Annotated in this window: 19 protein-coding genes and 1 pseudogene; 17 read left to right on the top strand and 3 right to left on the bottom strand. The window is 48.3% G+C overall.

Annotation, left to right across the window (positions count from 1 at the left end; all coding sequences use genetic code 11):
* Positions 1–183 precede the first annotated feature (183 nt).
* The 9 genes from FYJ34_RS03515 to FYJ34_RS03475 all read left to right on the top strand — a co-directional run bounded on the left by FYJ34_RS03515 (position 184) and on the right by FYJ34_RS03475 (position 11,726).
* Positions 184–1,488 carry an O-acetylhomoserine aminocarboxypropyltransferase/cysteine synthase family protein gene (locus FYJ34_RS03515; protein WP_154476297.1) on the top strand — a complete coding sequence of 435 codons (1,305 nt, stop codon included), beginning with the start codon at positions 184–186 and terminating at the stop codon, positions 1,486–1,488.
* Positions 1,489–1,835: 347 nt separating this feature from the next.
* On the top strand, positions 1,836–3,146 hold the full coding sequence (locus tag FYJ34_RS03510) for a phenylacetate--CoA ligase family protein (RefSeq protein ID WP_154476295.1): 1,311 nt from the start codon (positions 1,836–1,838) through the stop codon (positions 3,144–3,146).
* A gap of 1 nt (position 3,147) precedes the next feature.
* Positions 3,148–4,902 carry an indolepyruvate ferredoxin oxidoreductase subunit alpha gene (iorA, locus tag FYJ34_RS03505; protein ID WP_154476293.1) on the top strand — a complete coding sequence of 585 codons (1,755 nt, stop codon included), beginning with the start codon at positions 3,148–3,150 and terminating at the stop codon, positions 4,900–4,902.
* Positions 4,902–5,468, top strand: a complete 567-nt coding sequence (locus tag FYJ34_RS03500) for an indolepyruvate oxidoreductase subunit beta (RefSeq protein WP_154476291.1) — start codon at positions 4,902–4,904, stop codon at positions 5,466–5,468. Before iorA ends, FYJ34_RS03500 begins: the two co-directional genes overlap by 1 nt.
* A 21-nt stretch (positions 5,469–5,489) precedes the next feature.
* A complete protein-coding gene (locus FYJ34_RS03495) occupies positions 5,490–5,903 on the top strand; it encodes an ACT domain-containing protein (protein ID WP_154476289.1) in 414 nt (137 codons plus the stop codon).
* 3 nt (positions 5,904–5,906) lie between these two features.
* Positions 5,907–7,238 carry a phenylacetate--CoA ligase family protein gene (locus FYJ34_RS03490; RefSeq protein WP_154476287.1) on the top strand — a complete coding sequence of 444 codons (1,332 nt, stop codon included), beginning with the start codon at positions 5,907–5,909 and terminating at the stop codon, positions 7,236–7,238.
* 52 nt (positions 7,239–7,290) lie between these two features.
* Complete coding sequence (locus FYJ34_RS03485; protein WP_154476285.1) at positions 7,291–7,731, top strand: ACT domain-containing protein; 441 nt, start codon at positions 7,291–7,293, stop codon at positions 7,729–7,731.
* 397 nt (positions 7,732–8,128) lie between these two features.
* Positions 8,129–10,660, top strand: coding sequence for a ribonucleoside-diphosphate reductase subunit alpha (locus FYJ34_RS03480; RefSeq protein WP_154476283.1), 2,532 nt, complete (start codon positions 8,129–8,131; stop codon positions 10,658–10,660).
* A 22-nt stretch (positions 10,661–10,682) separates the two neighbouring features.
* The gene (locus tag FYJ34_RS03475) at positions 10,683–11,726 is read left to right on the top strand and encodes a ribonucleotide-diphosphate reductase subunit beta (protein ID WP_154476281.1); all 1,044 of its coding nucleotides are present in this window, start codon (positions 10,683–10,685) and stop codon (positions 11,724–11,726) included.
* Positions 11,727–11,883: 157 nt separating this feature from the next.
* Here FYJ34_RS03475 and FYJ34_RS03470 read toward each other — a convergent pair whose 3' ends face one another.
* Positions 11,884–12,081: a cold-shock protein gene (locus FYJ34_RS03470; RefSeq protein ID WP_154476280.1), complete on the bottom strand. Its 198-nt coding sequence runs from the start codon at positions 12,079–12,081 to the stop codon at positions 11,884–11,886.
* A 256-nt stretch (positions 12,082–12,337) separates the two neighbouring features.
* Here FYJ34_RS03470 and ptsP (FYJ34_RS03465) point away from each other — a divergent pair, with 256 nt between their 5' ends.
* The 4 genes from ptsP (FYJ34_RS03465) to FYJ34_RS03450 all read left to right on the top strand — a co-directional run bounded on the left by ptsP (FYJ34_RS03465) (position 12,338) and on the right by FYJ34_RS03450 (position 17,734).
* On the top strand, positions 12,338–13,963 hold the full coding sequence (gene ptsP / locus FYJ34_RS03465; RefSeq protein ID WP_154476279.1) for a phosphoenolpyruvate--protein phosphotransferase: 1,626 nt from the start codon (positions 12,338–12,340) through the stop codon (positions 13,961–13,963).
* A gap of 71 nt (positions 13,964–14,034) precedes the next feature.
* Positions 14,035–14,292: an HPr family phosphocarrier protein gene (locus FYJ34_RS03460; RefSeq protein WP_154476278.1), complete on the top strand. Its 258-nt coding sequence runs from the start codon at positions 14,035–14,037 to the stop codon at positions 14,290–14,292.
* Positions 14,293–14,354: 62 nt separating this feature from the next.
* Positions 14,355–15,977 carry a phosphoenolpyruvate--protein phosphotransferase gene (ptsP, locus tag FYJ34_RS03455; RefSeq protein ID WP_154476277.1) on the top strand — a complete coding sequence of 541 codons (1,623 nt, stop codon included), beginning with the start codon at positions 14,355–14,357 and terminating at the stop codon, positions 15,975–15,977.
* A gap of 374 nt (positions 15,978–16,351) precedes the next feature.
* Entirely contained in the window at positions 16,352–17,734 is a 1,383-nt protein-coding gene (locus tag FYJ34_RS03450; protein WP_154476276.1) for an NCS2 family permease, read from the top strand.
* A gap of 239 nt (positions 17,735–17,973) precedes the next feature.
* On the opposite strand, the gene FYJ34_RS03445 is transcribed toward FYJ34_RS03450, so the two are convergent.
* Positions 17,974–18,180, bottom strand: coding sequence for a helix-turn-helix transcriptional regulator (locus FYJ34_RS03445; RefSeq protein WP_154476275.1), 207 nt, complete (start codon positions 18,178–18,180; stop codon positions 17,974–17,976).
* Between the two features lie 15 nt (positions 18,181–18,195).
* Positions 18,196–18,519 (bottom strand): DUF6442 family protein, encoded by a 324-nt coding sequence (locus FYJ34_RS03440; protein WP_154476273.1) that lies wholly within the window; start codon positions 18,517–18,519, stop codon positions 18,196–18,198.
* A gap of 397 nt (positions 18,520–18,916) precedes the next feature.
* On the opposite strand from FYJ34_RS03440, the pseudogene FYJ34_RS14140 reads away from it, so the two are divergent.
* From FYJ34_RS14140 to nifJ, 4 genes and pseudogenes are all read left to right on the top strand, one after another.
* Positions 18,917–19,693: pseudogene (locus FYJ34_RS14140) on the top strand (Cna B-type domain-containing protein); the annotation flags it as partial.
* 33 nt (positions 19,694–19,726) lie between these two features.
* Positions 19,727–20,137, top strand: coding sequence for a Cna B-type domain-containing protein (locus FYJ34_RS14135; RefSeq protein WP_173017050.1), 411 nt, complete (start codon positions 19,727–19,729; stop codon positions 20,135–20,137).
* Positions 20,138–20,313: 176 nt separating this feature from the next.
* Positions 20,314–20,790 carry an IS200/IS605 family transposase gene (gene tnpA / locus FYJ34_RS03420; protein ID WP_154476269.1) on the top strand — a complete coding sequence of 159 codons (477 nt, stop codon included), beginning with the start codon at positions 20,314–20,316 and terminating at the stop codon, positions 20,788–20,790.
* A gap of 401 nt (positions 20,791–21,191) precedes the next feature.
* On the top strand, positions 21,192–24,734 hold the full coding sequence (gene nifJ, locus FYJ34_RS03415; RefSeq protein WP_154476267.1) for a pyruvate:ferredoxin (flavodoxin) oxidoreductase: 3,543 nt from the start codon (positions 21,192–21,194) through the stop codon (positions 24,732–24,734).
* The last annotated feature ends 89 nt before the right edge of the window (positions 24,735–24,823 follow it).

The following is a 24,823-nucleotide window of genomic DNA, read 5'->3' as shown; positions in this document are numbered from 1 at the left end:
CGAGATCTGACGGAAATTTTACCGGCTGCCGACTGCCAAAGTGTAAGCTGCTGTGAAAGAGACAGGAGGTTGGCTATAAGTTTTTCTTATAACCAGATATGTTTTTTGTGTATTGGACAGATAAAGCCCTATCGTGCTAGTATGCCTGTAAGCATTCAAACAAAGAAAATGGAGGAAGACGACATGGCAGATATCAGAGATTCAAAAAACTGGGGATTTGAGACGAGACAGTTACACATAGGACAGGAGCAGGCAGATCCGACAACGGATGCAAGGGCAGTGCCCATCTATGCGAGCACCTCTTACGTATTCCATGACGCACAGCATGCGGCAGACCGATTTGCCCTGAAGGACGCAGGTAATATCTACGGAAGGCTGACAAACCCTACCCAGGGAGTATTTGAGGAGAGGATCGCTTCCCTGGAGGGAGGAGTGGCGGCGCTGGCAGTTGCTTCAGGAGCGGCGGCCATCGCCTACACCTTTCAGGCGCTGGCAAAGGCGGGAGAACATATTGTGGCTTCCAAGACGATCTACGGAGGCACATACAACCTGCTGGCACATACGCTGCCACTGAACAACGGGATTACCACTACATTTGTGGATCCGGAAGAGGAAGGCGCTTTTGAGGCGGCCATCCGGGAAAACACCAAGGCGATCTTTGTGGAATCCCTGGGAAACCCGCACTCCAATCTGGTGGACCTGGAAGAACTGGCAGAGATCGCCCACAGGCATCAGCTTCCGCTGGTAGTGGATTCTACCTTTGCCACGCCCTATCTGATCCGTCCGATCGAACATGGAGCAGACATTGTGGTGCATTCGGCGACCAAGTTTATCGGAGGGCACGGAACGGCCATTGGCGGCGTGATCGTGGACGGCGGCAGGTTCAACTGGAAAGAAGCGGGAGCGTATCCCTGGATCACAGAACCCAATCCCAGCTATCATGGCGTGTCCTTTACCGATGCAGCGGGAGCGGCGGCTTTTGTCACATACATTCGTGCAGTGATCCTGAGAGACACAGGCGCTACCCTTTCTCCCTTCCATGCATTTTTGTTTTTGCAGGGATTGGAAACTTTATCTCTCAGAGTGGAGCGCCACGTCAGCAACGCACTGAAGATCGTAGAGTATCTGGAGCAGCATCCGCAGGTAGAGGCGGTGCATCATCCGTCTCTGGAAAGGGAGCCAAGCCATGCGCTTTATAAAAAGTATCTGCCAAACGGCGGCGGTTCTATTTTTACCTTTGAGATCAAGGGGGATGAAGAAACGGCCAAGAATTTTATAGACAATCTTGCCATCTTTTCCCTGCTGGCGAATGTGGCGGATGTGAAGTCCCTGGTGATCCATCCCACTACGACGACCCACAGCCAGTGTACGGCAGAGGAGTTGGAGGAACAGGGCATCAAGCCTACGACGATCCGTCTTTCCATCGGGATCGAACGGGTGGAAGATCTGCTTGCTGCGCTGGAAGCTGCCTTTGAAGCGGTCAGATAGAGGGGCAGAAAGTATCAAAAAGTACGGAAAAGTCAATACATACAGCTAAATCTATACATAGAGCTAAATCAATACACACAACTAAATCAATACATAGAGCTGTCCGGAAAGCGCTTTTTTCTTCGGGAGAAAAGCAGATGCAGCCGGGTTGTCAGGCGGGAGGAAGTGGATTCACTTCCTCCTGTTTACTTCTTGTAACATTTTATTTTTTTCGGGGGAAATTTGAGGGAAAAATTCATGCAGTATTTCGCAAATTAATGCTTTAAACCGAAAAAGTATTGTGCTATACTAGTAGGCATCAGCAGAAACATCTGAAAGAACAAGAAAGATAAAGGGAGGAAAAGGCTATGATTTGGGCGAAAGAAGAGTGTATGCCAAGAAACGAACTGGAAGCGATCCAGGAACAGCGACTGAAGGAAACGGTGGCATATATTTATGAGAAAGTACAGCCTTACCGGAAAAAAATGCAGGAGGCAGGCGTCAGCCCGGAAGATATCAAAAGTCTGAAGGATCTCAGCCGGCTGCCCTTTACTTATAAAGCGGATTTCAGAGAACACTACCCCCTGGGACTGTTTGCCGTTACGCCGAAAGAAATGGTGCGATTCCATGCAAGCTCAGGAACGACAGGAAAGCCTACGGTGGTGGGATACACGAAGAAGGATCTGGACATTTGGCTGAACAACGTGGCTAGGATCGCATGCATGGGAGGAGCGACCTCAGAGGATGTGGCACAGATCGCCTTTGGTTACGGGACTTTTACCGGGGCGCTGGGACTGCATGGAGGGCTGGAGACCATTGGGGCGACGGTGATCCCCATGTCTTCCGGGAATACGAAAAAACAGATTATGTTTATGCAGGATATGGGGACGACGCTTCTGGTGGCGACCCCCTCCTATGCGCTGCATCTGGGAGAAGAAATTCGGGCGAACGGGATGGATCCGGAGAAAGACTTAAAGGTACGCATCGGGCTTTTTGGAGGCGAAGGAATGACGGAGCCTATGCGGGACGAGATGCACAGGGTGTGGGGAGAGAGCTTTCTTTGCACACAGAATTATGGAATGAGCGAGCTTTGCGGACCGGGAGTGGCCGGAGAATGTGAGGAGCTTTGCGGAATGCATATCAACGAGGACTGGTTTATTCCGGAGATCATCGATCCGAAAACGGGAGAGGTCCTGCCTCCGGGAGAAGAAGGAGAGCTGGTGGTGACCTGTCTGGGAAAAGAGGCGCTTCCGCTGATCCGGTACCGCACAGGAGATCTGACCCGGCTGTTTTATGAGCCGTGTAAATGTGGAAGAACAACCGTCAGGATGGAAAATCTGTCCGGACGTGCAGACGATATGCTGGTGATCCGGGGAGTCAATGTTTTCCCCACCCAAATAGAAGAGGTACTGTTCCAGATTCCGGAGATCGGCCCACACTACGAGATCGTGGTGGAAAGAAAGAACCGTCTGGATGTGATGAGCATACGGGTGGAACTGGTGGATGACAGGCTTTTGGACAGCTACGGAAAGTTAAGCGAGCTGGAACAGAGGATCAAAAAAGGACTGAAGGCCCAGTTGGGACTGGCAACACAGATCAAGCTGGTGGCGCCCTACTCCCTGCAGAGATTTGAGGGCAAGGCGAAGAGAGTCACGGATTTACGAAAGGATGGGTTATAAAATGGCGGAGAATACGAAGGTGATCATGTTGGGAAACGAGGCGATCGCAAGAGGCGCCTATGAAGCGGGAGTGGGAGTGTCGGCGGCGTACCCGGGAACTCCCAGTACGGAGATCAGTGAATACCTGGTACAATATAAAGACAGCCTGTACTGCGAATGGTCGCCCAACGAGAAGGTGGCGGCAGAGGTGGCTATCGGGGCGTCTGTAGTGGGAGCCAGAGCCATGGCCTGTATGAAGCATGTGGGATTTAATGTGGCGGCAGATCCGGCTTACACGGTGTCCTATATGGGAGTCAATGGAGGTCTGGTTTTTGTGGTGGCGGATGATCCGGGACTTTACAGCTCCCAGAATGAGCAGGATACTCGTATGGTGGCACGGGCGGCAAAGCTTCCGGTGCTGGAGCCCTCCGACAGCAGGGAGGCCAAGGAATTTATGAAGGAGGCTTTTGCTTTAAGTGAGCAGTTTGACAGACCCTTTGTTTTCCGGATCACTACCAGGCTGGCCCATTCCCAGGGGATCGTAGAGCTGGAAGAACCCCAAGAAGCCGCCAGGAAGGCCTATGAGAAAAATATCCGAAAAACGGTGATGATGCCGGGCAATGCCAAACTTCGCCATACGGAAATCGAAAAAAGCATGGCAGAACTGGCAGAAGCGGCGAATACACTGCCCATTAACCGGATGGAGCTTCGGGACAGGAGGATCGGAGTCATTACCAGCGGAATTCCCTACCAGTATGTGAGGGAAGCGCTGCCTCAGGCCTCTGTCCTGAAGCTGGGAATGGTAAATCCTCTTCCGGAAAAACTGATCCGGGAGTTTGCTTCCAAGGTAGAAACACTTTATATCGTGGAAGAATTGGATCCGGTGATGGAAACGCAGATAAGAGCCTGGGGAATCACGGCAGTAGGAAAAGAGATCTTTACCGTGGAGGGCGAATACAGCGCCAATCTGCTGAGAAAAGCGATTCTGAAGGAAACCCGGGAGGAAAAGAAGGCGGCTGTAGTGTCCATGCGTCCGCCTATCCTATGTCCGGGATGTCCCCACAGAAGTGTGTATCATGTGGTGAAAAAACTAAAGCTGCATGTGGCGGGAGACATTGGATGCTATACACTGGGTGCGGTGGCGCCCTTAAGCGTGGTGGATACTACTATTTGTATGGGAGCCAGCATTTCCAGCCTACACGGAATGGAAAAGGCGAGGGGAAAAGACTACGTAAAACACTGGGTTGCTGCCATCGGGGATTCTACCTTCCTTCACACAGGCATCAATTCCCTGATGAACATGGTATACAATAAAGCGACCGGAACGGTGCTGATCATGGACAATTCTACCACAGGAATGACAGGCCATCAGGATCATGCGGCTACAGGAAAGACCCTGCAGGGAGAGGAAACGGAAGCGGTAGATCTGAAACAGCTTTGCAAGGCGGTCGGAGTCCGTCATGTGACGGAAGTCAATGCGCTGGACATTGACCGATTGGAGCAGGTGCTGAAAGAAGAGGTGGAACGGGAAGAAGTGTCCGTGATCATTACAAAAACCCCCTGCGTCCTTCTGATCAAAGGGAAAAAGCCACTGTATGAGGTGGAGCGGGAAAAATGTAAAAAATGCGGAATGTGCCTGAAACCGGGCTGTCCTGCCATGACGAAGGATGAAGAAGGAATCGTAAAGATCGACGATACACTGTGTACCGGATGCAGCCTCTGTGAAAAACTGTGCAAATTTGGGGCGATCCGTCTGACGGAAGAGGGGGGAAGATAATGGCAGCAAATATTATGATCGTGGGAGTAGGAGGCCAGGGCACGCTTTTAACCAGCCGGATCCTGGGAGGACTTGCCATAGAGGCCGGATATGATGTAAAGCTTTCGGAAGTGCATGGAATGGCACAAAGAGGCGGGAGCGTGGTAACCTTTGTCCGGTATGGGGAAGAAGTAGCAGAACCCATCGTAGAGGAAGGACAGGCAGATGTGATCATTGCCTTTGAACGGATGGAGGCTCTCCGGTATTCCCATTTCCTGAAAAAAGACGGGGCGCTGATCGTAAATGACTGGCGGATCGATCCCATGCCGGTATTGATCGGAGCAGAGACCTACCCGGAAAATATCATAGAGGAACTGGAAAAGCAGCACCGGGTGTATCGGATCAATGCCACGGAGGAAGCAAAAAAACTGGGAAACCCCAAGGTGTTTAATCTGATCGTACTGGGAATGGCGGCAAGACAGATGGAGTTTACCAAAGAGCAGTGGTATCATATTATTGAAAAGACGGTTCCGCCTAAAACGGTAGAACTGAATAAACAGGCATTTGAAGCCGGATACGGAAGGTAGAAGGGAAAGGAGAGCGCCGATATGATGAAACAATTGTCGGTATTTGTGGAAAACAAGCCGGGAAGTCTGAAGGATGTTACGTCCCGGTTAAAAGAAGCAGGAGTGAACATTCGTGCGGTTGCAAGCTTTGACACGCCGGAGTTTGGCATCCTCAGGCTGGTGGTGGATCATCCGGAGGAGGCGAAGGCCTATCTGACCCAGAAGGGATTTGTAGTGCGGATCCATCGGGTGATCGGAGTGGAGCTTGTGGACAGGCAGGGCAATCTGAATGAGATGCTGTCTTTTTTGGCAGAGAATGAGATCAACCTGAATTATATCTATTCCTTTGTGATCCGGGATGGAAAGACGCCGGTCATGGTGTTCCATACCGATGAGTATGACAGAGCGGAGAAAATTTTGAAGGAAAAAGGAATTCACATCATAGAACAGGAGTAAGGCATGGCGAAGGTAAGTTTGGAACAGTGGACAGAGCGGATCCGTACACCTGAGATCGAGTGCATGGATCCGGAACAGATGAGAAAGCTGCAAAGCGAAAGGCTCATCAATCAGGTAGAAAGAGTCTATAAGAATGTGGCGTTCTACCGCAAAAAGATGCAGGATATGGGAGTAGAGCCGGGGGATATCAAGGGAATCGAAGATATCGGCAAGCTGCCGTTTACTACCAAGGAGGATCTAAGAGATCAGTATCCCTTCGGACTTCTGGCGGTTCCGCAAAACGAGATCGTCCGGGTGCAGGGAACTTCCGGTACGACAGGCAAGCTGACCCTGGCCTCTTATACACAAAAGGACGTGGATGTCTGGGGAGAATGTGTGGCAAGAGCTTTGACCATGGCAGGGCTGACCCGGGAGGATCGGATCCATATCTGCTATGGATACGGATTGTTTACAGGAGGGATCGGTCTGGATATGGGAGCGAGGGCGCTGGGCGCCATGGCGATTCCCATGTCTTCGGGGAACACCCAGAGGCAGATGATGTGCATGGAAGATTTTGGGGCAACAGCGTTTGCCTGTACGCCTTCTTACGCGCTGTATCTGGCAGAGGCCATCCGGGAGGCAGGTCTGCAGGATCGGCTGAAGCTGAAAGTAGGGATCAACGGCGCAGAACCCTGGACGGAGGAAATGCGCCATACCATCGAGGAAATGCTGGGAGTCAACTGTTTTGATATTTACGGATTATGCGAGATCACCGGACCGGGCGTGGCAATGGACTGTATCCATCATAAGGGACTTCATGTCTATGAAGACTACTTCTATCCGGAGGTGCTAAACCCTGTCGATCATACTCCCTGTAGAGACAAAGAAACAGGGGAACTGGTATTTACAACGCTGGCGAAGGAGGGAATGCCGCTTCTTCGTTATCGGACAAAGGATCTGACCAGTATTCATCGGGAGGCCTGCGAGTGCGGAAGAACCCTTCCCAGGATCCAGAAATTTACCGGAAGAACAGACGATATGAAAGTGATCCGGGGAGTCAATGTCTTCCCGACCCAGGTGGAAACGGCGCTTTTGTCCATTGGAAGCGGAGTGGCGCCCCACTATCTGATGATCGTAGACCGGGAAAACAATCTGGATGTGCTGACGGTTATGGTGGAAGTGGATGAAGCCTATTTTTCAGATGAGATCCGGAAGCTGGATGCGCTGAAACAAAAGGTGGGAGCCGTGCTGAAGCAGGCGCTGGGCGTATCTGTCCGTGTCAGACTGGTAGAGCCCAGAACGATCCAGAGAAGCGAGGGAAAAGCGAAAAGAGTCATTGACAACCGAAATCTTTAAGGGGCGGTGCCCAAAGGAATGTCATGCAGAAGTGACAGGAAGGAGGCAGAGGATGGAAAACAGTTTGGTAAAGCAGTTGTCGGTGTTCCTGGAAAACAGAGAAGGAAGACTGGAAGAGGTACTGGATATCCTGGCAAAGCACCAGGTCAATATTGTGGCGCTCAGTCTGGCGGATACGGAGGATTACGGGATGCTCCGCATGATTGTATCAGATCCGGAGACAGGGAAAAAGGCGCTGAAAGAAGCAGGGATCACCTCCATGCTTACAGAAGTGGTGGCACTTCGTGTACCTCATGCGACAGGCTCTCTGGCAAAGGCGATTCACAGACTGGTGGACAATCAGATCAATATTGAATACATGTATGCTTTCGCAAATGGCGGAGATGCGGCGGCTGTGATAAAGAGTGACCACCCGCAAAAAGCGGTGTCTGTGCTGCAGGAGGGAGGATTTACCGTCTATCAGGCAGGGGAAGCCTACAAGGCAAATCAGTAGGAGTTTCAAGGCGGCCGGGAGAAGGCTTCTGTATACACATCAAATCTGAAGCCGAAATGAAACCGGTAAATCAAAAGACTTCAAAGAGGACTTAAACATCCGTGTTTAGGTCCTTTTGTCGTTGACAGCGCCTTTCACAACGAATAAAGTGGAGCGATTCCCTGCTTCTCTTTTTTTTGCAACGAAAGTCGGGGGCAGATGAGAAAATTTTATCGATTGGCATTTATATAAAGATGAAATGGACAAGCTGATTCCCGCGAAATCCATAAGTTTACGGCTATTCAACGAGAAAGATATTAAGAATAGGAACCAATATGAAAATCAGTTGAAACAAACCATATATTGTGCTATCATGTACAGGCAAAACAATAAATAGTAGATATGGGTGGAGGAAATTATGATCATCGGGAAGAGAAACGGAAACCAGGAGGAGTATTGTGCCGCCAAGATCAAGCGCGCCATGGCCCTGGCTTTTCACAGTGTGGGCGGAGTTTTGTCTGCAGAAGAGGGAGAACAGCTGCTTCAGGGAGTGGAGAGAAAGATCAGAGAAAAAGCGGGCGCAGGAGAGTATGTGTCTGTAGAAGAAATACAGGATTATGTAGAGCAGACCCTGATGGAGGGGAATTACTACAAGGAGATGAAAAGCTATATCCTTTACCGGGAGGAAAGGACAAAGAAACGGAAGACAAGGCAGAAGTTTGAGGTGCAGTTTCCGAATCGGCCGGATCTGGTGAAAGCCCTGTCCCGGATCCAGAAGGATTTTGTGGAAGAAGAGTATGATCTGGAACATTTGCATGGAAAGTTTTATACCTTCAGCAAGCCGGACACCTCCGAAGAGGAAAAGCTGACCATGCTGATCAAGGCTGCGGTGGAGCTGACGACCCAGGAGGCTCCCAGATGGGAGATGATAGCGGCAAGGCTTCGGCTGGTAGAGTTCCATCATGGGCTGGAAAGGACGATGAAAAAATACCATATTCAGAATTTCTACGAAAAAATCCTCTATCTGACGGAAGAAGGGCTTTATGGAGATTATATCCTGAAAGCCTACAGCAGAGAGGAGATTCAGGAGTTTGAAGCCTGGCTGGAGGATTCCCGGAATCAGAAAATGAATTATTCCGGACTGGAACTTTTGCTTTCCCGTTATGTGATCCGTACCGGAAAGGGAGTTCCCATGGAATCTCCGCAGGAAATGTTTATGGGAATCGCCATGCATCTTGCCATGAAAGAAGAAAAGCAAAGAAGCAGCTGGGTCAGACGGTTTTATGATATGCTCAGTCTGCTGCAGGTGACGATGGCCACCCCGACGCTTTCCAATGCAAGAAAACCGTATCACCAGTTGTCCTCCTGCTTTATAGATACCGTGCCGGACAGTCTGGACGGGATCTACAGGAGCATTGACAATTTTGCCAAAGTAAGCAAATTCGGGGGAGGCATGGGCATGTATTTTGGAAAAGTCCGTGCCAGCGGCAGCGCCATCCGGGGATTTGAAGGGGCGGCAGGCGGCGTGATCCGCTGGATCCGCCTGGCCAATGATACGGCAGTAGCGGTAGACCAGCTGGGGATGCGTCAGGGGGCAGTGGCAGTGTATCTGGATGCCTGGCACAAGGATCTCCCCGAATTCCTGAATCTCCGTACCAACAACGGAGATGACCGTATGAAGGCGCACGATGTATTTCCTGCGGTCTGCTATCCGGATTATTTCTGGCAGCAGGCGAGGGACAATATAGAAGGCGACTGGTATTTGCTGTGCCCCCATGAAGTGCTGACGATAAAAGGATATTGTCTGGAAGACTGCTACGGAAACGAGTGGGAAGAAAAATACCGGGACTGCATTCAGGACAGCCGGATTTCCAAAAGGGTCATCCCCATCAAGGAAATCATCCGTCTGATCATTAAAAGCGCCGTGGAGACAGGAACGCCGTTTACCTTTAACCGGGATATCGTAAACAGGACCAATCCCAACCGGCACAAGGGGATGATCTACTGCAGCAACCTCTGCACGGAGATCGCACAAAATATGAGCGCCATACAGCAGACGGAGCAAAGGATCGAAACGGTGGACGGAGAAACGGTGGTGGTGACTGTCACCAGACCGGGAGAATTTGTGGTGTGCAATCTGGCAAGTCTGTCTTTGGGCAATCTGGACATGGAAGATGAAAAAGAGGTGGAGTTTGTCACAGAAAGTGCAGTCAGAGCACTGGACAATGTGATCGATCTGAATTTCTTCCCGGTACCTTATGCAAAGGTCAACAATGAAAAGTATCGTCCCATTGGTTTGGGAGTCAGCGGATATCACCATATGCTGGCGAAAAAAGGTATCATGTGGGAAAGCGAAGAGCATCTGCAGTACGTAGAAAAAGTGTTTGAAAACATTCATTATGCAGCGATACAGGCAAGCAGCCGGATCGCGGCGGAGAAAGGAAGCTACGGCTATTTCGAGGGAAGCGACTGGCAGACGGGCGAGTATTTCACACAGCGGGATCTGACGGAAGGGCGCTGGGAAAACCTGCAGAAGGAAGTGAAGGAGCAGGGATTAAGAAACGGCTATCTCCTTGCTGTTGCGCCTACCAGCAGCACCAGCATCATCGCCGGGACGACGGCAGGGCTGGATCCTATTATGAACCGGTATTTTCTGGAAGAGAAAAAGAACGGGCTGATGCCAAGAGTGGCGCCGGAGCTTTCAGAGGACACCTTCTGGTACTACAAAAACGCACATTATATTCAGCAGTCCTGGTCGGTGCGTGCCTGCGGGGTACGGCAAAGGCACATAGATCAGGCCCAGAGTATGAATCTTTATATTACCAATGATTATACGTTCCGCAGAGTGCTGGAGCTGTATATCCTGGCCTGGGAATGTGGGGTGAAGACCCTTTACTATATCCGTTCCAAGAGTCTGGAAGTAGAAGAATGTGAAGTTTGTTCCTCATAGAAGAAGGGAAGGGAGAAAAGAAATGGAGACATTATCCAGAAAGCCTCTGTTTAATCCGTCGGGAGACACGGAGGTCTTAAAAAGAAAGATGATGGGAGGAAATACCACCAATCTGAACGATTTCAACAACATGAAGTATGAGTGGGTCAGCGACTGGTACCGGCAGGCGATGAACAACTTCTGGATCCCGGAAGAGATCAATATGGGAGTGGACATCAAGGACTATCGGAAGCTTCCGGCGCCGGAACGGAGGGCCTATGACAAGATCCTGTCCTTTCTGATCTTTTTGGACAGCATCCAAACGGCCAATCTTCCTCATGTGGGCGCTTATATTACAGCCAATGAGGTCAATCTGTGCCTTGCTATCCAGACCTTCCAGGAGGCGGTACACAGTCAGAGCTACAGCTACATGCTGGATACGATCTGCGAGCCGCAGGAAAGAAATGAGGTACTGTATCAATGGAAGGACGATCAGCACCTTCTGGCAAGAAATGAATTTATCGGAAATCTGTACAATGAATTCCAGGAGGAAAAGAGCGCGGAGGTGCTGGTAAAGACTCTGGTAGCAAATTATATTCTGGAGGGCGTCTATTTTTACAGTGGGTTCATGTTTTTTTACAATCTGGGGAGAAATAACAGGATGCCGGGATCCGTTCAGGAGATCCGTTATATCAACCGGGATGAAAACACCCATCTTTGGCTGTTCCGCAGCATCCTGCTGGAACTGAAAAAAGAAATGCCGCAGCTGTTTACCGAGGAAAAGGTGCAGTTGTACCGGGATATGATCCGGGAAGGCTGTGAGCAGGAGATCAGCTGGGGGCATTATGTGATCGGCGATGAGATTCAGGGACTGAACAGACAGATGGTGACGGATTATATCCGTTATCTGGGAAACCTTCGCTGTACAAATCTGGGATTCGATCCTATTTATGAGGGATACGACAAAGAGCCGGACAGCATGTCCTGGGTCAGCCAGTTTTCCAACGCCAACATGATCAAGACCGACTTTTTTGAAGCAAGAAGCACCGCCTACGCAAAGAGCAGTGCACTGGTGGATGATCTGTAAATCTCAATGAGATACAAAAACAGCCGTCCTGAACGGGAATACCATTCAGGACGGCTGTTTTCTTCTGCCTAATCTCATTTGTGTATAACTTTTAAATATCTAAAGCCAAGTGTTTATCTAGATAAAAGGTACATCTAAATTTTGATTAAAAAAAGAATTAAAGCTTAACTACGTTTACAGCCTGAGGACCTTTGGAGCCTTCTGTTACGTCATACTCTACTTCCTGTCCTTCTTCAAGAGACTTGAATCCGTCCATGTTCAGTCCTGAATAGTGAACGAATACGTCGTTTCCGGACTCATCAGAGATGAAACCATAACCTTTTTGATTGTTGAACCACTTAACTGTACCTTTCATTGTGTTACCTCCGTAAAAATAAATAGATAAATTAGAAACTGCATTGGCGTACAAAATCAACCAATACCATGTCACATTAGCACATATTTATAAAAAAGTCAACGAATAAAAGAAAAATTTTTTAGAAAATAACCAAAAGGGATTCGGGTTTTGGGCAGACATTTGCTTGACGAAGAACTTTGAAACGTGTAAAGTAATAAAAAGACGGAAGGTACCAGTACCGCCGGAAATCTTGAGGAGAAAGAAACGAAAGACTATGATTACACTGACCGGAAAGAAAATATCGGAAGGGATCGCCATTGGGAGGCTTTCCTTCTATAAGAGAGACAATAAGGAGATCAGACGTATCTATGTAAAGGAAGTAGAAAAAGAAGTACAGCGTTTTGAAAGAGCCAGAAAAAAGGCAGTTCAGGAGCTGAGACTTCTTTATGATACGGCATCTCAGGAGGTAGGGGAGGCCAATGCGGCTATTTTTGAGATGCAGCAGACCGTTTTGGAGGATGATGATTTCATCAGGCAGGTCACGGCTATTATTGTAGAGGACAAGTTAAATGCCGAGTATGCCGTGCAGGAGGTGGCGGGAGGCTTTCTGACCAGCGCCATTGCGGCCAATAAAAACTACGTGCAGGGACATGAGGCAGATATCAAGGATGTTTCAGGAAGAGTGCTCCGGATCCTGTCCAGGAGCTGGAAGGATCGTATGCTGATGGATGAGCCGTTTGTTTTGGGGGCGGGAGAACTGTTTCCCAGCGAGGCGATCGAACTGGACAAATCCAAGGTGCTGGGGTTTGTGACCAGATACGGAACCATCAATTCCCATACGGCGGTCCTGGCACGGACCAAGGGGATCCCGTCTGTCATAGGACTGGGAGAAGCGCTGAAAAATGAATATGACGGCAAGATGATCATTGTGGATGGATTTGAAGGAAAGGTTTACATTGAACCGGACTATGGCACCATCACGAAGATGCGCCAGAAGCAGGATACCACGAAGGAAAAGCATAAGAATCTGGAGCGTTTGAAAGGAAAGGAAAATATCACCCAGAGTGGACAGAAGATCGACATCTGTGCCAATATCGGGACGAGAGAAGATATAGAAAATGTAATCCGAAGTGATGCCGGGGGGATCGGACTGTTCCGCAGTGAATTTCTGTTTTTGGGACAGGGAACCAAACCGCCGACAGAAGAGCAGCAGTTCCAGGTATACAAGCTGGCGGCGGAAGCGATGGGAGATAAGCGGGTGGTCATCCGGACGGCGGACCTGGGAGGAGACAAGAGACTGGAATATCTCGGGATCGGAGAAGAGGCGAATCCGGCTTTAGGCTACCGGGGCATCCGGGTTTCCCTGGAAAAGGATGAAATGTTTAAAACCCAGCTGCGGGCGATCCTACGGGCATCCGCTTTTGGAAATCTGGCGGTGATGTTCCCGATGGTGACTTCCGTGGAAGAGGTGACCCGTGCCAAGCTGATTCTGGACAAGGCGAAGAAAGAACTGAAGGAGAGTAAGATCCCCTTCCGTCAGGACATACCGGTGGGTGTGATGATCGAGACGCCGGCTGCCGTTATGATCAGCGGAGAACTGGCGCGCAATGCGGATTTTTTCAGCATCGGGACCAATGATCTGACACAGCTGACGCTGGGAGTGGATCGTCAGAATGAGAAGATGGAGAAGTTTTATCATCAGCACCATCCGGCGCTTTTGAAAATGATCCGGATCATAGCCAACAATATCCATCTGGAAGGAAAACATATCAGTATCTGCGGAGATCTGGCAGCCGATCTGGAGCTGACAGAATATTTCCTGCAGATCGGAATTGACGAGCTGTCCGTAGCGCCCAATGAAGTACTGGCGCTGCGAAAGAAGATCCGGGAGATCCAATAGACAGGGAGCGCACAGACAAGGAAGCAATTATCAAAAACCAGCAAAGGGCAAAAGCCAAAGGAGGAAGACAGATGAAAGAATTTACGTATGTGATTGCAGATCCGCAGGGGATCCATGCAAGACCGGCAGGACTGTTTGTGAAGAAGGCAAGTGAGTTTGCATCTTCCGTTGTGATCGGAAAAGGGGAAAAGAGCGCGGATGCCAAAAGGATTTTCGGCGTGATGGGTCTGGGAGTAAAAAACGGAGACGAAATTTTTATAAGAGTGGAAGGCGCTGACGAAGAGAATGCAGCGGAAGTGCTGGAAGCCTTTTTGAAAGAAAATCTGTAGGACGGACGCTTCGTGACGGGCGCAAAGGAAAAACGGCCCCTTTTTAGGAAAGGATGAAGACCATGATTACATTGACGGGAAAAAGTGTGTTTGGCGGGATCGCTATCGGGCCTCTTGTGTTTTACAAGAGAAATGAGATCACCATTAAAAGGAACCGGATCGAGGATACAGAACAGGAGATCCGGCGCTTTACGGACGCCAGAGATCAGGCGGTTTCTCAGCTGAAGGCACTTTATGAAAAAGCTTTGGAGGATGTGGGAGAGTCCAACGCCATGATCTTTGAGATCCATCAGATGATGCTGGAAGATCTGGACTATCAGGAATCTGTGGTAAACATTATCACCACCCAGGGGGTCAATGCGGAATACGCCATCGGGACGACGGCGGACAACTTTGCAGCCATGTTTGCAGCTATGGACGATGCCTATATGCAGGGAAGGGCAGCAGACGTAAAGGATGTGTCGGAAAGACTGCTTCAGATCCTTTCTGACAACGGCGGAGAGGGAATGAAGCTGGTCGAACCGGCGATCATTGCGGCAGACGATCTGGTGCCCAGTGAAACAGTGCAGTTGGACAAGGATAACGTTCTGTCTTTTATCACCATGTTCGGTTCTGCCAACTCCCATACAGCTATCCTGGCAAGGACCATGAATATTCCCGCAGTCATCGGCCTGGGAGAAGCTCTGAAGCCGGAGTATGACGGCAGGCTGGCTGTGGTAGACGGACTGGAAGGCGTCGTTTACATTGATCCGGATGATGCGACTCTGGCAAAAATGCGGAGCAAACAGGCGGAAGAGCTGGCAAAAAAAGCACTTTTGGAAGAATTAAAGGGCAAAGAAAATGTGACGAAAAGCGGACAGAAGATTCATATTTATGCCAATATCGGTAATCTGGGCGACGTAGGGTCTGTTCTGAAAAACGACGCCGGAGGGATCGGTCTGTTCCGCAGTGAATTTTTATATCTGGAGAGTGAAACGTTTCCGACGGAAGAACAGCAATTTTCCGTGTACAAGACAGTTGCGGAAAATATGGCGGGTAAACGGGTGATCATCCGTACCCTGGATATCGGAGCAGATAAGCAGGTGGGCTATTTTGGCCTGGCCCAGGAAGAAAACCCGGCGCTTGGTTATCGGGCGATCCGTATCTGCCTGAAGCAGCCGGAGATCTTTAAGACGCAGCTGAGGGCGCTGTACCGCGCTTCCGCATATGGGCAGATTGCCATTATGTTCCCTATGATCATTTCGGTGGAGGAAGTAAGAAGGATAAAGGATATCGTCCGTGAAGTCAAGGAGGAGCTGCGGGAAGAGGGGTTTGCTTTCCGGGAGGATCTGGAGTTGGGTATTATGATCGAGACGCCGGCGGCTGTGATGGTCAGTCGTGACCTGGCAAAAGAGGTGGATTTTTTCAGTGTGGGAACCAATGATCTGACACAGTATACCCTGGCTATCGACAGACAGAACCAGAAGCTGGACGATTTTTATGACGCGCACCATCCGGCAGTACTGGGAATGATCCGGATGGCAGCAGAAAGCGCACATGCGGAAGGAAAGTGGATCGGCATCTGTGGAGAGCTGGCGGCGGATCTGAGCCTGACAGAGGTTTTCCTGGATATGAAGATCGATGAACTTTCGGTGGCGCCCTCTATGGTACTTCCGCTGAGAAAAAAAGTCAGGGAAAGTCTTTAAAAGGCAGGAGCAATCGGAATGTCCGGCGAAAAAACGGACAAGGGGATTCAAAAAGACGATGGATGGACTGTCGAAAGATAAAAAGAAAAACAGCAGGGGTGGAAGCTTAGACTTCTGCCCCTATTTTTGTATGCCTCTACGGACTTTCCTACCTTAGGTCAACAGGGACTTTCTTTTGAGGTTATGGACCAACACGTTTTGTCCTATAAGCCAAAAGTTATGAAGGAACATAGGGAGAAAAGCTGAATTAATAAGGAGGGGTTATAAATTCTATTAAAAAATCATCAGAGTAGATTAGTTTACATTGAGAATCCGGTTTGCTAGAATAACTATGTTATGAAGAAGTGAAGGAAGAGAGGAAGAGGAGGAACAGTATGTTAGAAAAAATGTTTAAGCTGAGTAAAAATGGCACGGATGTCAGGACTGAGCTTGTAGCAGGGGTGACGACATTTATGACGATGGCTTATATTCTGGCTGTCAATCCCAATGTGTTGTCAGCGACGGGTATGGACAGAGGAGCGGTGTTTACAGCGACGGCGATCGCTTCCTTGCTGGGAACGTTGATGATGGCGGTACTGGCTAACTATCCGTTTGCACTGGCGCCGGGGATGGGACTGAATGCCTACTTTGCCTATACGGTAGTTCTGGGAATGGGATATTCCTGGCAAATGGCGCTGGCGGCAGTATTTGTAGAGGGAATCATTTTTATCCTGCTTTCTTTGACCAACGTCCGCGAAGCTATTTTTAATGCGATCCCCAAAAATCTCAAGGCGGCAGTCAGTGTAGGGATCGGCCTGTTTATTGCATTTATCGGACTGCAGAATGCGAAGATCGTGATCGGAGGAGCGACACTGGTACAGTTGTTCTCTCTTGAAAATTACAATGCGGTAAACGGAGTGGAAGCAAGCTTTCACGATGTAGGGATCACAGTGATCCTGGCGATCCTGGGGATCTTTATCACAGCGATCCTGGTGATCTTAAATGTAAAGGGAAATATTTTATGGGGAATTCTGGCGACGTGGATCCTGGGGATCATCTGCCAGGTGACGGGTGTGTATGTTCCGAATCCGGAGCTGGGATTCTTTTCTCTTCTTCCTGATTTTTCAGGTGGTGTGGTCGTACCCAGCATAGCGCCTATCTTTGGAAAGTTAAGCTTTAAAAATCTGCTGAGCCCAAGTTTTGTAGTGGTTATTTTTGCGTTTTTGTTTGTGGATATGTTTGACACGCTGGGAACTTTGATCGGAGTTTCTTCCAAAGCGGGGATGCTGGATGAAGACGGAAAGCTTCCGAAGATCAAAGGAGCCCTGTTGGCGGATGCCATTGCTACCACGGCGGGAGCAGTTCTTGGAACTTCTACGACTACGACTTTCGTGGAAAGCGCGGCAGGTGTATCAGAAGGCGGAAGGACCGGACTTACGGCAGTCACAACAGCGATCCTGTTTGGTCTGTCTTTGCTTCTGGCTCCTATTTTCCTGGCAATCCCTGCATTCGCAACGGCGCCGGCGCTAGTGATCGTGGGATTCTATATGCTGACCAATATTGTGGAGATCGACTTCACTGATATTTCCGAAGCAATCCCATGCTATATCTGTATCGTGGCGATGCCGCTGTTTTACAGCATTTCTGAAGGAATTGCAATGGGAGTGATCTCCTATGTGGCTTTGAACCTGTTGACAGGTAAGGCGAAAGGAAAGAAGATCAGCATTCTGATGTATGTACTGGCCGTTTTGTTTGTGCTGAAGTATTTTGTGCTGTAGAAAAAGAAGAAAGAAAGTGCCGTCAGGGCGTCGTTTTCTGTGAGGGAAAGGACAGGGAAAAGACGGCTGATGGATTTTAAGAATAAAAAGCGAAAGCGTTTTTCCAGGCAGAACGAAGAGAACTGCTCAAGGAAAAACGCTTTCGCTTTTTGCTTGCAGTCAAAATGGCATTTTGCGAGTTATATTTCAAGAGTTATAGACCAACACGTTTTGTCCTATAAGCCCAAAATGGTTTCGCTTTAAAAATAAAATAAATCCTCAAACTTTTTATCAAGAGCAATACATAAGATGAGTGCGAGTTTGGCCGTAGGGCTAAACTGTCCCGTTTCAATCGAGCTAATGGTATTGCGGGATACACCTACCATTTCGGCAAGTTGTGTTTGAGACAGCTTACGCTCTGATCTTGCTTCTTTCAAACGATTTTTTAATGTCAGTTTTTCATCCATAATCTTTTCATACCTTTAAAAAATTTTGAAATAAAATCTTAAAAACAGCACCAGATAGAAAAGCATAGTAGCACAAAACATGACCGTAAAGAAAATGGTTGTCTTCGTTCTGTTTTGGGTAAGCTGATATGCAAAGTTGGAGAAACAGGTAGTATGAACCAACAATCCCATAATATACCGGGTGGAATCATCCAGTTCGACAAGCTTTGAAAGCGCGATCCACAAAAACACCAGAACACCAATGGAAAAATTGGCTCCTTTTAATCCAATGTACTTTGTTCGTTCGTCAGAAATATCATTTTCCCGACGGCTCTTTTCCAAAATTTCTTCTTTCTTCATGGTAAACACCTCCATTTTTCTTTGCCAAGTTTACTTGGTGTCATTATAATATCACTGCCAAGTTTGCTTGTCAATATCAAATGCCAAGTTTTCTGTGCATGAAAAAAGACTGGAATTTTAGGTAGATGAATTTGGCAACACAATTTCACATGGCTCCGTCATTGATATTAGCGACCAGATAGTATTTTTTGACAATGACACGAAGTTTAGTTATAGACTGGGGAATATTTCCGGCAAGCAATATTTTCTCAGTTATGATACAACTTATAAACCCAATGTAGAGTTATGCAACAAGGTTACACTTCCGAATAAACAAGAAATCTGGACCTCATCTTCCAGTGCTGTTTTTGCAAATTCAGGGGGACAAGGGCAAGGAGATCTTGCAAATAAGATTAAATTGCTTAAAGTAGATGCGGAAGACTACTCTATAGTGCTTGCCGGTGCTGTGTTTGAAGTAACCAGACCGGATGGGAGTGTATTTGAACTGACAACGGGGACAGATGGAACGGTTACTTCTGGATTTTTGGTGCAGGGGACATACAAAGTGAAAGAAAAGATTCCGCCGATCGGTTATGAACCAAATAGCGAGGAGTATATATTGGAAGTAAGCCCTCTAGGCGGAGCATTGAAGACAATAAGCAACAACCCCATAAAGATCAACATAGCGGGAACAAAGATATGGGATGATGCGAATAATCAGGACGGAAAGCGCCCTGGAAAGATTACAGTAAATCTTCTTAAAAACGGAAATTCTGTTAAATCTGTAGAGATTACCCTAGGTGCAGCAGGTGAATGGAAGTACAGTTTCAATGATCTTCGTAAGTATGAGAATGGACAGGAAATCAAGTATACCATAACGGAGAATGCAGTTGCGGAATACACCTCACAGATTAGTGGATACAATATCACCAACAGTCACACGCCTGAGGTTATTAAAATCTCCGGAGAAAAAACGTGGAATGATACCGACAATCAGGACGGAAAGAGGCCGGAAGAAATCACCATTAATCTTTTAAAGAACGGGACAAAGATAGATTCAAAAGTAGTTAAGAAGTCAGACGGTTGGAAATGGAAGTTTGAAGGTCTTGACAAGTACGAAAATGGATAGGAAATAACATATACGCTTTCAGAAGAAGCGGTTGAGGGATATTCAACTGAAATTAATGGGTATGATATTACAAATTCATACACGCCAGGAAAGACAAGTGTGCAGGTAACAAAGGCTTGGAAAGATGCAAACAATCAGAATGGCAAGCGACTTGAAAGTGTAAAGATTAAGCTGTTTGCGGATGATAAAGAAACAGATAAAACCTTAATTTTGACTAAAGCGAATAATTGGACAGGAACATTCACGAATCTTGATCAGCATAAAGACGGCAAAGAAATCATCTATACGGTGGAGGAAGAAAGAATCTCCGGATACACGATGACGATGGCGGGGGACGCCAAGAGTGGTTTTGTGATCACGAATACCAAAGATGTACCGAAAAAGCCAAACAAGTCAACACATACACCAAAAACAGGAGATAGCAGTAATTTCCTGCTTTACGGAAGCATAGCCGTGGTTTCTCTGGGAGCAGTGTTATTCTTGTTCGGTAGAAGAAAAAAACAGAGATAGATTATAGGAGTGTCAGCAGTCGGGAGATTTTCTTGGCTGCTGATTTTATTGTGTCACAGACAAAAATAAACCACCTGCTATGCAGGTGGAGGGAGTCTCTTTAGATAAAAGAAACCTCCCGTGTATAATAAATGTAGGTCTGCAAACCACAGATAAAAACACGGGAGGTGTGCCATATGAGCACAGAAAATAGTTTAGCCCATACAAAGTGGGAATGCAAGTATCATGTAGTTTTTGCACCAAAGTATAGAAGGCAGGTAATCTATAAGGATATCAGGGCGGACGTAGGTCAGACATTAGGAACACTCTGCAGGAGAAAAGGTATCGAAATAATAGAAGCAGAAGCATGTCCGGATCACATCCATATGCTTATAAGGACACCACCGAAATATTCCGTATCAGAGATCATGGGATATTTAAAAGGAAAAAGCTCCCTGATGATTTTCGAAAAGCATGCGAATCTCAAATATAAATATGGGAATAGGCATTTCTGGTGCAGGGGATATTGCGTAGATACAGTCGGCAAGAATACTGCAGCGATAAAGAAGTATATTCAAGGTCAGTTAAAAGAGGATTTAGAATACGATCAAATGTCGTTAGGAGAATATATCGACCCGTTTACGGGTAAGCCGGTAAAGAAAAACAAGAAATAGACCACTTGGAGTGGAAGTAGGAAATCAAAGCAAACCAGCAAGCCCCCTTTGGGGCTGCGCCGGAGTAAGGAAGCACAGAACCAGCCCCTTCAGGGGCAGCTGCAAATGTGGTGCAGCTGGCAGGCCTTTCAGTGCGCCTTCCGGGCGCAAGCAGGTAATAGTCCCTTATAGGGACTGAGCAGGCCACCGGCTTAGCCGGTGGTCCTGACTCTTGGCAGAGCGGGCGACGAAGAAGGTGCAGGGAAGAGGCGTTAAAAAGGTGGAAAGAAACCTTTTTGTATGGGAAAATGAACAAAAGGAATCGGAATAATAGCTAGACTTTTGTCAATCTTAAGGATATAATGAATCCATACGGTATGTTGTACTATAAGTATCATATTTTATAAGGAGGAACAATAGAAATGGCAAGAAAAATGAAGACGATGGACGGTAATCAGGCTGCGGCTCACGTATCCTATGCGTATACCGAAGTTGCGGCGATCTATCCGATCACTCCATCCTCAGTTATGCCTGAGCACATCGATGAGTGGGCAACGGAAGGGAGACAGAACATTTTCGGACAGACAGTCCAGGTAACAGAGATGCAGTCAGAGGCAGGCGCGGCAGGAGCGGTACACGGCTCACTGGCAGCGGGAGCTTTGACCACTACCTTTACAGCGTCACAGGGGCTGCTGCTTATGATTCCTAACATTTACAAAGTGGCAGGAGAACAGCTTCCGGGAGTGTTCAACGTATCTGCAAGAGCGATTGCAAGCCATGCACTGTCTATTTTTGGGGACCATTCCGACGTATACGCTTGTCGTCAGACAGGTGCTGCCATGCTTTGCGCATCCAGCGTACAGGAAGTAATGGACCTGACTCCGGTAGCACACTGTGCAGCTCTGAAGGGAAAGCTTCCTTTTATCAACTTCTTTGACGGATTCCGTACTTCTCACGAGATCCAGAAGATCGAAACATGGGATTATGAGGATCTGAAGGATCTGGTAGATCTGGATGCCATCGATGCCTTCAGAAATCATGCATTGAATCCGAATCATCCGTGCCACAGAGGATCTGCTCAGAATCCTGACATTTTCTTCCAGGCAAGAGAAGCAAGCAACTCCTACTACGACGCTATGCCGGCGATCGTAACAGAGTATATGGACAAGGTAAATGCCAAGATCGGAACAGACTACAAGCTCTTTAACTACTACGGAGCGCCGGATGCAGAAAAGGTGATCATCGCCATGGGATCTGTCTGTGATACGATAGAAGAAACGATTGATTACCTGATGGAAGCAGGAGAAAAAGTAGGTGTTGTAAAAGTACGTCTGTACAGACCGTTCTACACGCCGGCACTGCTGGATGTGATTCCGGAGACCGTTAAAGTGATCAACGTTCTGGACAGGACCAAAGAGCCGGGAGCACAGGGAGAGCCTCTGTACCTGGATGTGGTTTCTGCACTGAAGGGAACTAAATTTGACCAGGTAAAGATCAACTGCGGACGTTATGGTCTGGGATCCAAGGATACGACTCCGGCTCAGATCGTGGCTGTATTTAACAACGAAGCAAAAGAAAGATTTACTATCGGTATCGTGGATGACGTAACCAACCTGTCTCTGGAAACGGCAGGACATCTGGTTACCACACCGAAGGGAACCATCAACTGCAAGTTCTGGGGACTGGGTGCCGACGGTACGGTAGGAGCAAATAAAAACTCCATCAAGATCATTGGTGACAACACAGATATGTATGCACAGGCATACTTTGACTACGATTCCAAAAAATCCGGCGGTGTGACCATGTCTCACCTGCGTTTTGGAAAAGAGCCCATCAAGTCCACCTACCTGATCCGCAAGGCAAACTTTGTGGCCTGCCACAACCCGTCCTATGTAGACAAATACAACATGGTACAGGAGCTGGTAGACGGAGGTACCTTCCTTTTGAACTGTCCATGGGATATGGAAGGACTGGAGAAGCATCTTCCGGGACAGGTGAAGGCATTTATCGCCAACCACGGCATCAAGCTGTACACCATCGACGGAATCAAGATCGGAAAAGAGATCGGACTGGGAGGACGTATCAATACCGTGCTGCAGTCTGCCTTCTTCAAGCTGGCGTCCATCATTCCGGAAGAAGAAGCCATTGACCTGATGAAAAAGGCTGCAAAAGCAACCTACGGAAGAAAGGGCGACAAGATCGTTCAGATGAACTACGACGCTATCGATGCGGGAGCAAAGCAGGTAGTGGAGATCACCGTTCCGGATTCCTGGAAAAACTGTGAAGACGAAGGCCTTCACTCTCCCAGCATCAAGGGCGGGGCAGATGATGTTGTGAACTTCGTAAAGAATGTGCAGGCAAAGGTAAATGCACAGGAAGGAAACAATCTTCCGGTATCTGCCTTTACCGAATACGCAGACGGATCTACGCCGTCCGGAACAGCCGCTTATGAGAAACGTGGAATCGCTGTAGATATCCCATGCTGGAAAGAAGAAAACTGTATCCAGTGTAACCGCTGCGCTTATGTATGTCCGCATGCGGTAATCCGCCCGGTGGCTCTGACAGAAGAAGAGTTTGCAAATGCGCCGGAAGGCACAAAGGCTATTGATATGATCGGGATGCCGGGAATGAAGTTTGTGATCAGCGTTTCCGGATATGACTGTACCGGATGTGGCTCCTGTGCAAACGTTTGTCCCGGAAAGAAGGGCGAAAAGGCACTGGTGCTTGAAAATATGGAAGCAAATGCAGACGAGGCACAGAAGATCTTTGATTTCGGAAGAGAAATTTCTGTAAAGCCGGAGATCGTTGCCAAATTCAAACCGGAAACAGTAAAGGGAAGCCAGTTCAAACAGCCGCTGCTTGAGTTCTCAGGCGCTTGTGCAGGCTGCGGAGAGACACCGTATGCCAAACTGATCACCCAGCTGTTTGGAGACAGGATGTACATTGCAAACGCAACCGGATGCTCCTCTATCTGGGGAAATTCCTCACCGTCCACTCCTTACACAGTGACTCCGGAAGGAAAGGGCCCGGCATGGTCCAACTCTCTGTTTGAGGACAATGCAGAGTTCGGTTACGGTATGCTGCTGGCACAGAAAGCCATCCGTAAGAGACTGAAAGAAAACGTGGAGACCATCCTGGCATCCGATCAGGCATCGGAAGCAGTAAAGGCAGCTTGTCAGGAATATCTGGATACCTTCGCCAGTGGTGTGACCAACGGCGATGCAGCAGATAAACTGGTAGCGGCACTGGAAGGCATTGACTGTGACGTATGCAAGGAAGTGGTAAAGAACAAAGACTTCCTGGCAAAGAAATCCCAGTGGATCTTCGGTGGAGACGGATGGGCTTACGACATCGGATTCGGTGGTCTGGATCATGTGATCGCCAGCGGAGAAGATATCAATATCATGGTATTTGATACGGAAGTGTATTCCAATACCGGAGGACAGTCCTCCAAGGCAACCAAGACAGGTGCTACCGCTCAGTTTGCAGCAGGCGGAAAAGAGACGAAGAAGAAAGATCTGGCAGCTATCGCAATGAGCTACGGCTATGTATACGTGGCACAGATCGCGATGGGAGCAGACTTTAACCAGACGGTGAAAGCGATCGCCGAGGCAGAAGCCTATCCGGGACCATCTATCATCATTGCATACGCTCCTTGTATCAACCATGGAATCAAGGCCGGTATGGGCAAGGCGCAGACAGAAGAGCAGCTGGCGGTAGAGTGCGGATACTGGTACAACTTCCGGTTCAACCCGGCGGCAGAAGGCGGCAAGTTCTCTCTGGACAGCAAGGAGCCTAAGGGTGACTATCAGGCATTCCTGGACGGAGAAGTTCGTTACAATGCACTGAAGAGAGCAAATCCGGAAAAGGCTGCAAGACTCTTTGCAAAGAACGAGGCAGAAGCTAAGAGCCAGTACACACATCTGAAGAAACTGGTGGAGCTTTACAAGCCGGATGCAGAGTAAGCAAAAAAGACGGAACCAAGACAAAAGTAAAAAAAGTAAAAAACTTATAGCCAAAGAAAAATAAAGCGTGACTTTATGGCCTCTTTGTG

The sequence above is a fragment of the Suipraeoptans intestinalis genome (genome assembly GCF_009696485.1).
Taxonomy (GTDB): Bacteria; Bacillota; Clostridia; order Lachnospirales; family Lachnospiraceae; genus Suipraeoptans; species Suipraeoptans intestinalis.
Note: the sequence above shows the minus strand (reverse complement) of the source record. Positions and strands in the feature narration are given on the sequence as shown.

Coding starts and splice junctions, on each gene's coding strand:
- FYJ34_RS03490 (WP_154476287.1), top strand. CDS start 5,907: ATGGCGAAGGTAAGTTTGGAACAGTGGACAGAGCGGATCCGTACACCT.
- FYJ34_RS03445 (WP_154476275.1), bottom strand. CDS start 18,180: ATGGATGAAAAACTGACATTAAAAAATCGTTTGAAAGAAGCAAGATCA.
- FYJ34_RS03495 (WP_154476289.1), top strand. CDS start 5,490: ATGATGAAACAATTGTCGGTATTTGTGGAAAACAAGCCGGGAAGTCTG.
- FYJ34_RS03470 (WP_154476280.1), bottom strand. CDS start 12,081: ATGAAAGGTACAGTTAAGTGGTTCAACAATCAAAAAGGTTATGGTTTC.
- FYJ34_RS03460 (WP_154476278.1), top strand. CDS start 14,035: ATGAAAGAATTTACGTATGTGATTGCAGATCCGCAGGGGATCCATGCA.
- FYJ34_RS03450 (WP_154476276.1), top strand. CDS start 16,352: ATGTTAGAAAAAATGTTTAAGCTGAGTAAAAATGGCACGGATGTCAGG.
- ptsP (WP_154476277.1), top strand. CDS start 14,355: ATGATTACATTGACGGGAAAAAGTGTGTTTGGCGGGATCGCTATCGGG.
- FYJ34_RS03510 (WP_154476295.1), top strand. CDS start 1,836: ATGATTTGGGCGAAAGAAGAGTGTATGCCAAGAAACGAACTGGAAGCG.
- FYJ34_RS03485 (WP_154476285.1), top strand. CDS start 7,291: ATGGAAAACAGTTTGGTAAAGCAGTTGTCGGTGTTCCTGGAAAACAGA.
- tnpA (WP_154476269.1), top strand. CDS start 20,314: ATGAGCACAGAAAATAGTTTAGCCCATACAAAGTGGGAATGCAAGTAT.
- iorA (WP_154476293.1), top strand. CDS start 3,148: ATGGCGGAGAATACGAAGGTGATCATGTTGGGAAACGAGGCGATCGCA.
- FYJ34_RS03480 (WP_154476283.1), top strand. CDS start 8,129: ATGATCATCGGGAAGAGAAACGGAAACCAGGAGGAGTATTGTGCCGCC.
- FYJ34_RS03500 (WP_154476291.1), top strand. CDS start 4,902: ATGGCAGCAAATATTATGATCGTGGGAGTAGGAGGCCAGGGCACGCTT.
- ptsP (WP_154476279.1), top strand. CDS start 12,338: ATGATTACACTGACCGGAAAGAAAATATCGGAAGGGATCGCCATTGGG.
- FYJ34_RS03515 (WP_154476297.1), top strand. CDS start 184: ATGGCAGATATCAGAGATTCAAAAAACTGGGGATTTGAGACGAGACAG.
- nifJ (WP_154476267.1), top strand. CDS start 21,192: ATGGCAAGAAAAATGAAGACGATGGACGGTAATCAGGCTGCGGCTCAC.
- FYJ34_RS03440 (WP_154476273.1), bottom strand. CDS start 18,519: ATGAAGAAAGAAGAAATTTTGGAAAAGAGCCGTCGGGAAAATGATATT.
- FYJ34_RS03475 (WP_154476281.1), top strand. CDS start 10,683: ATGGAGACATTATCCAGAAAGCCTCTGTTTAATCCGTCGGGAGACACG.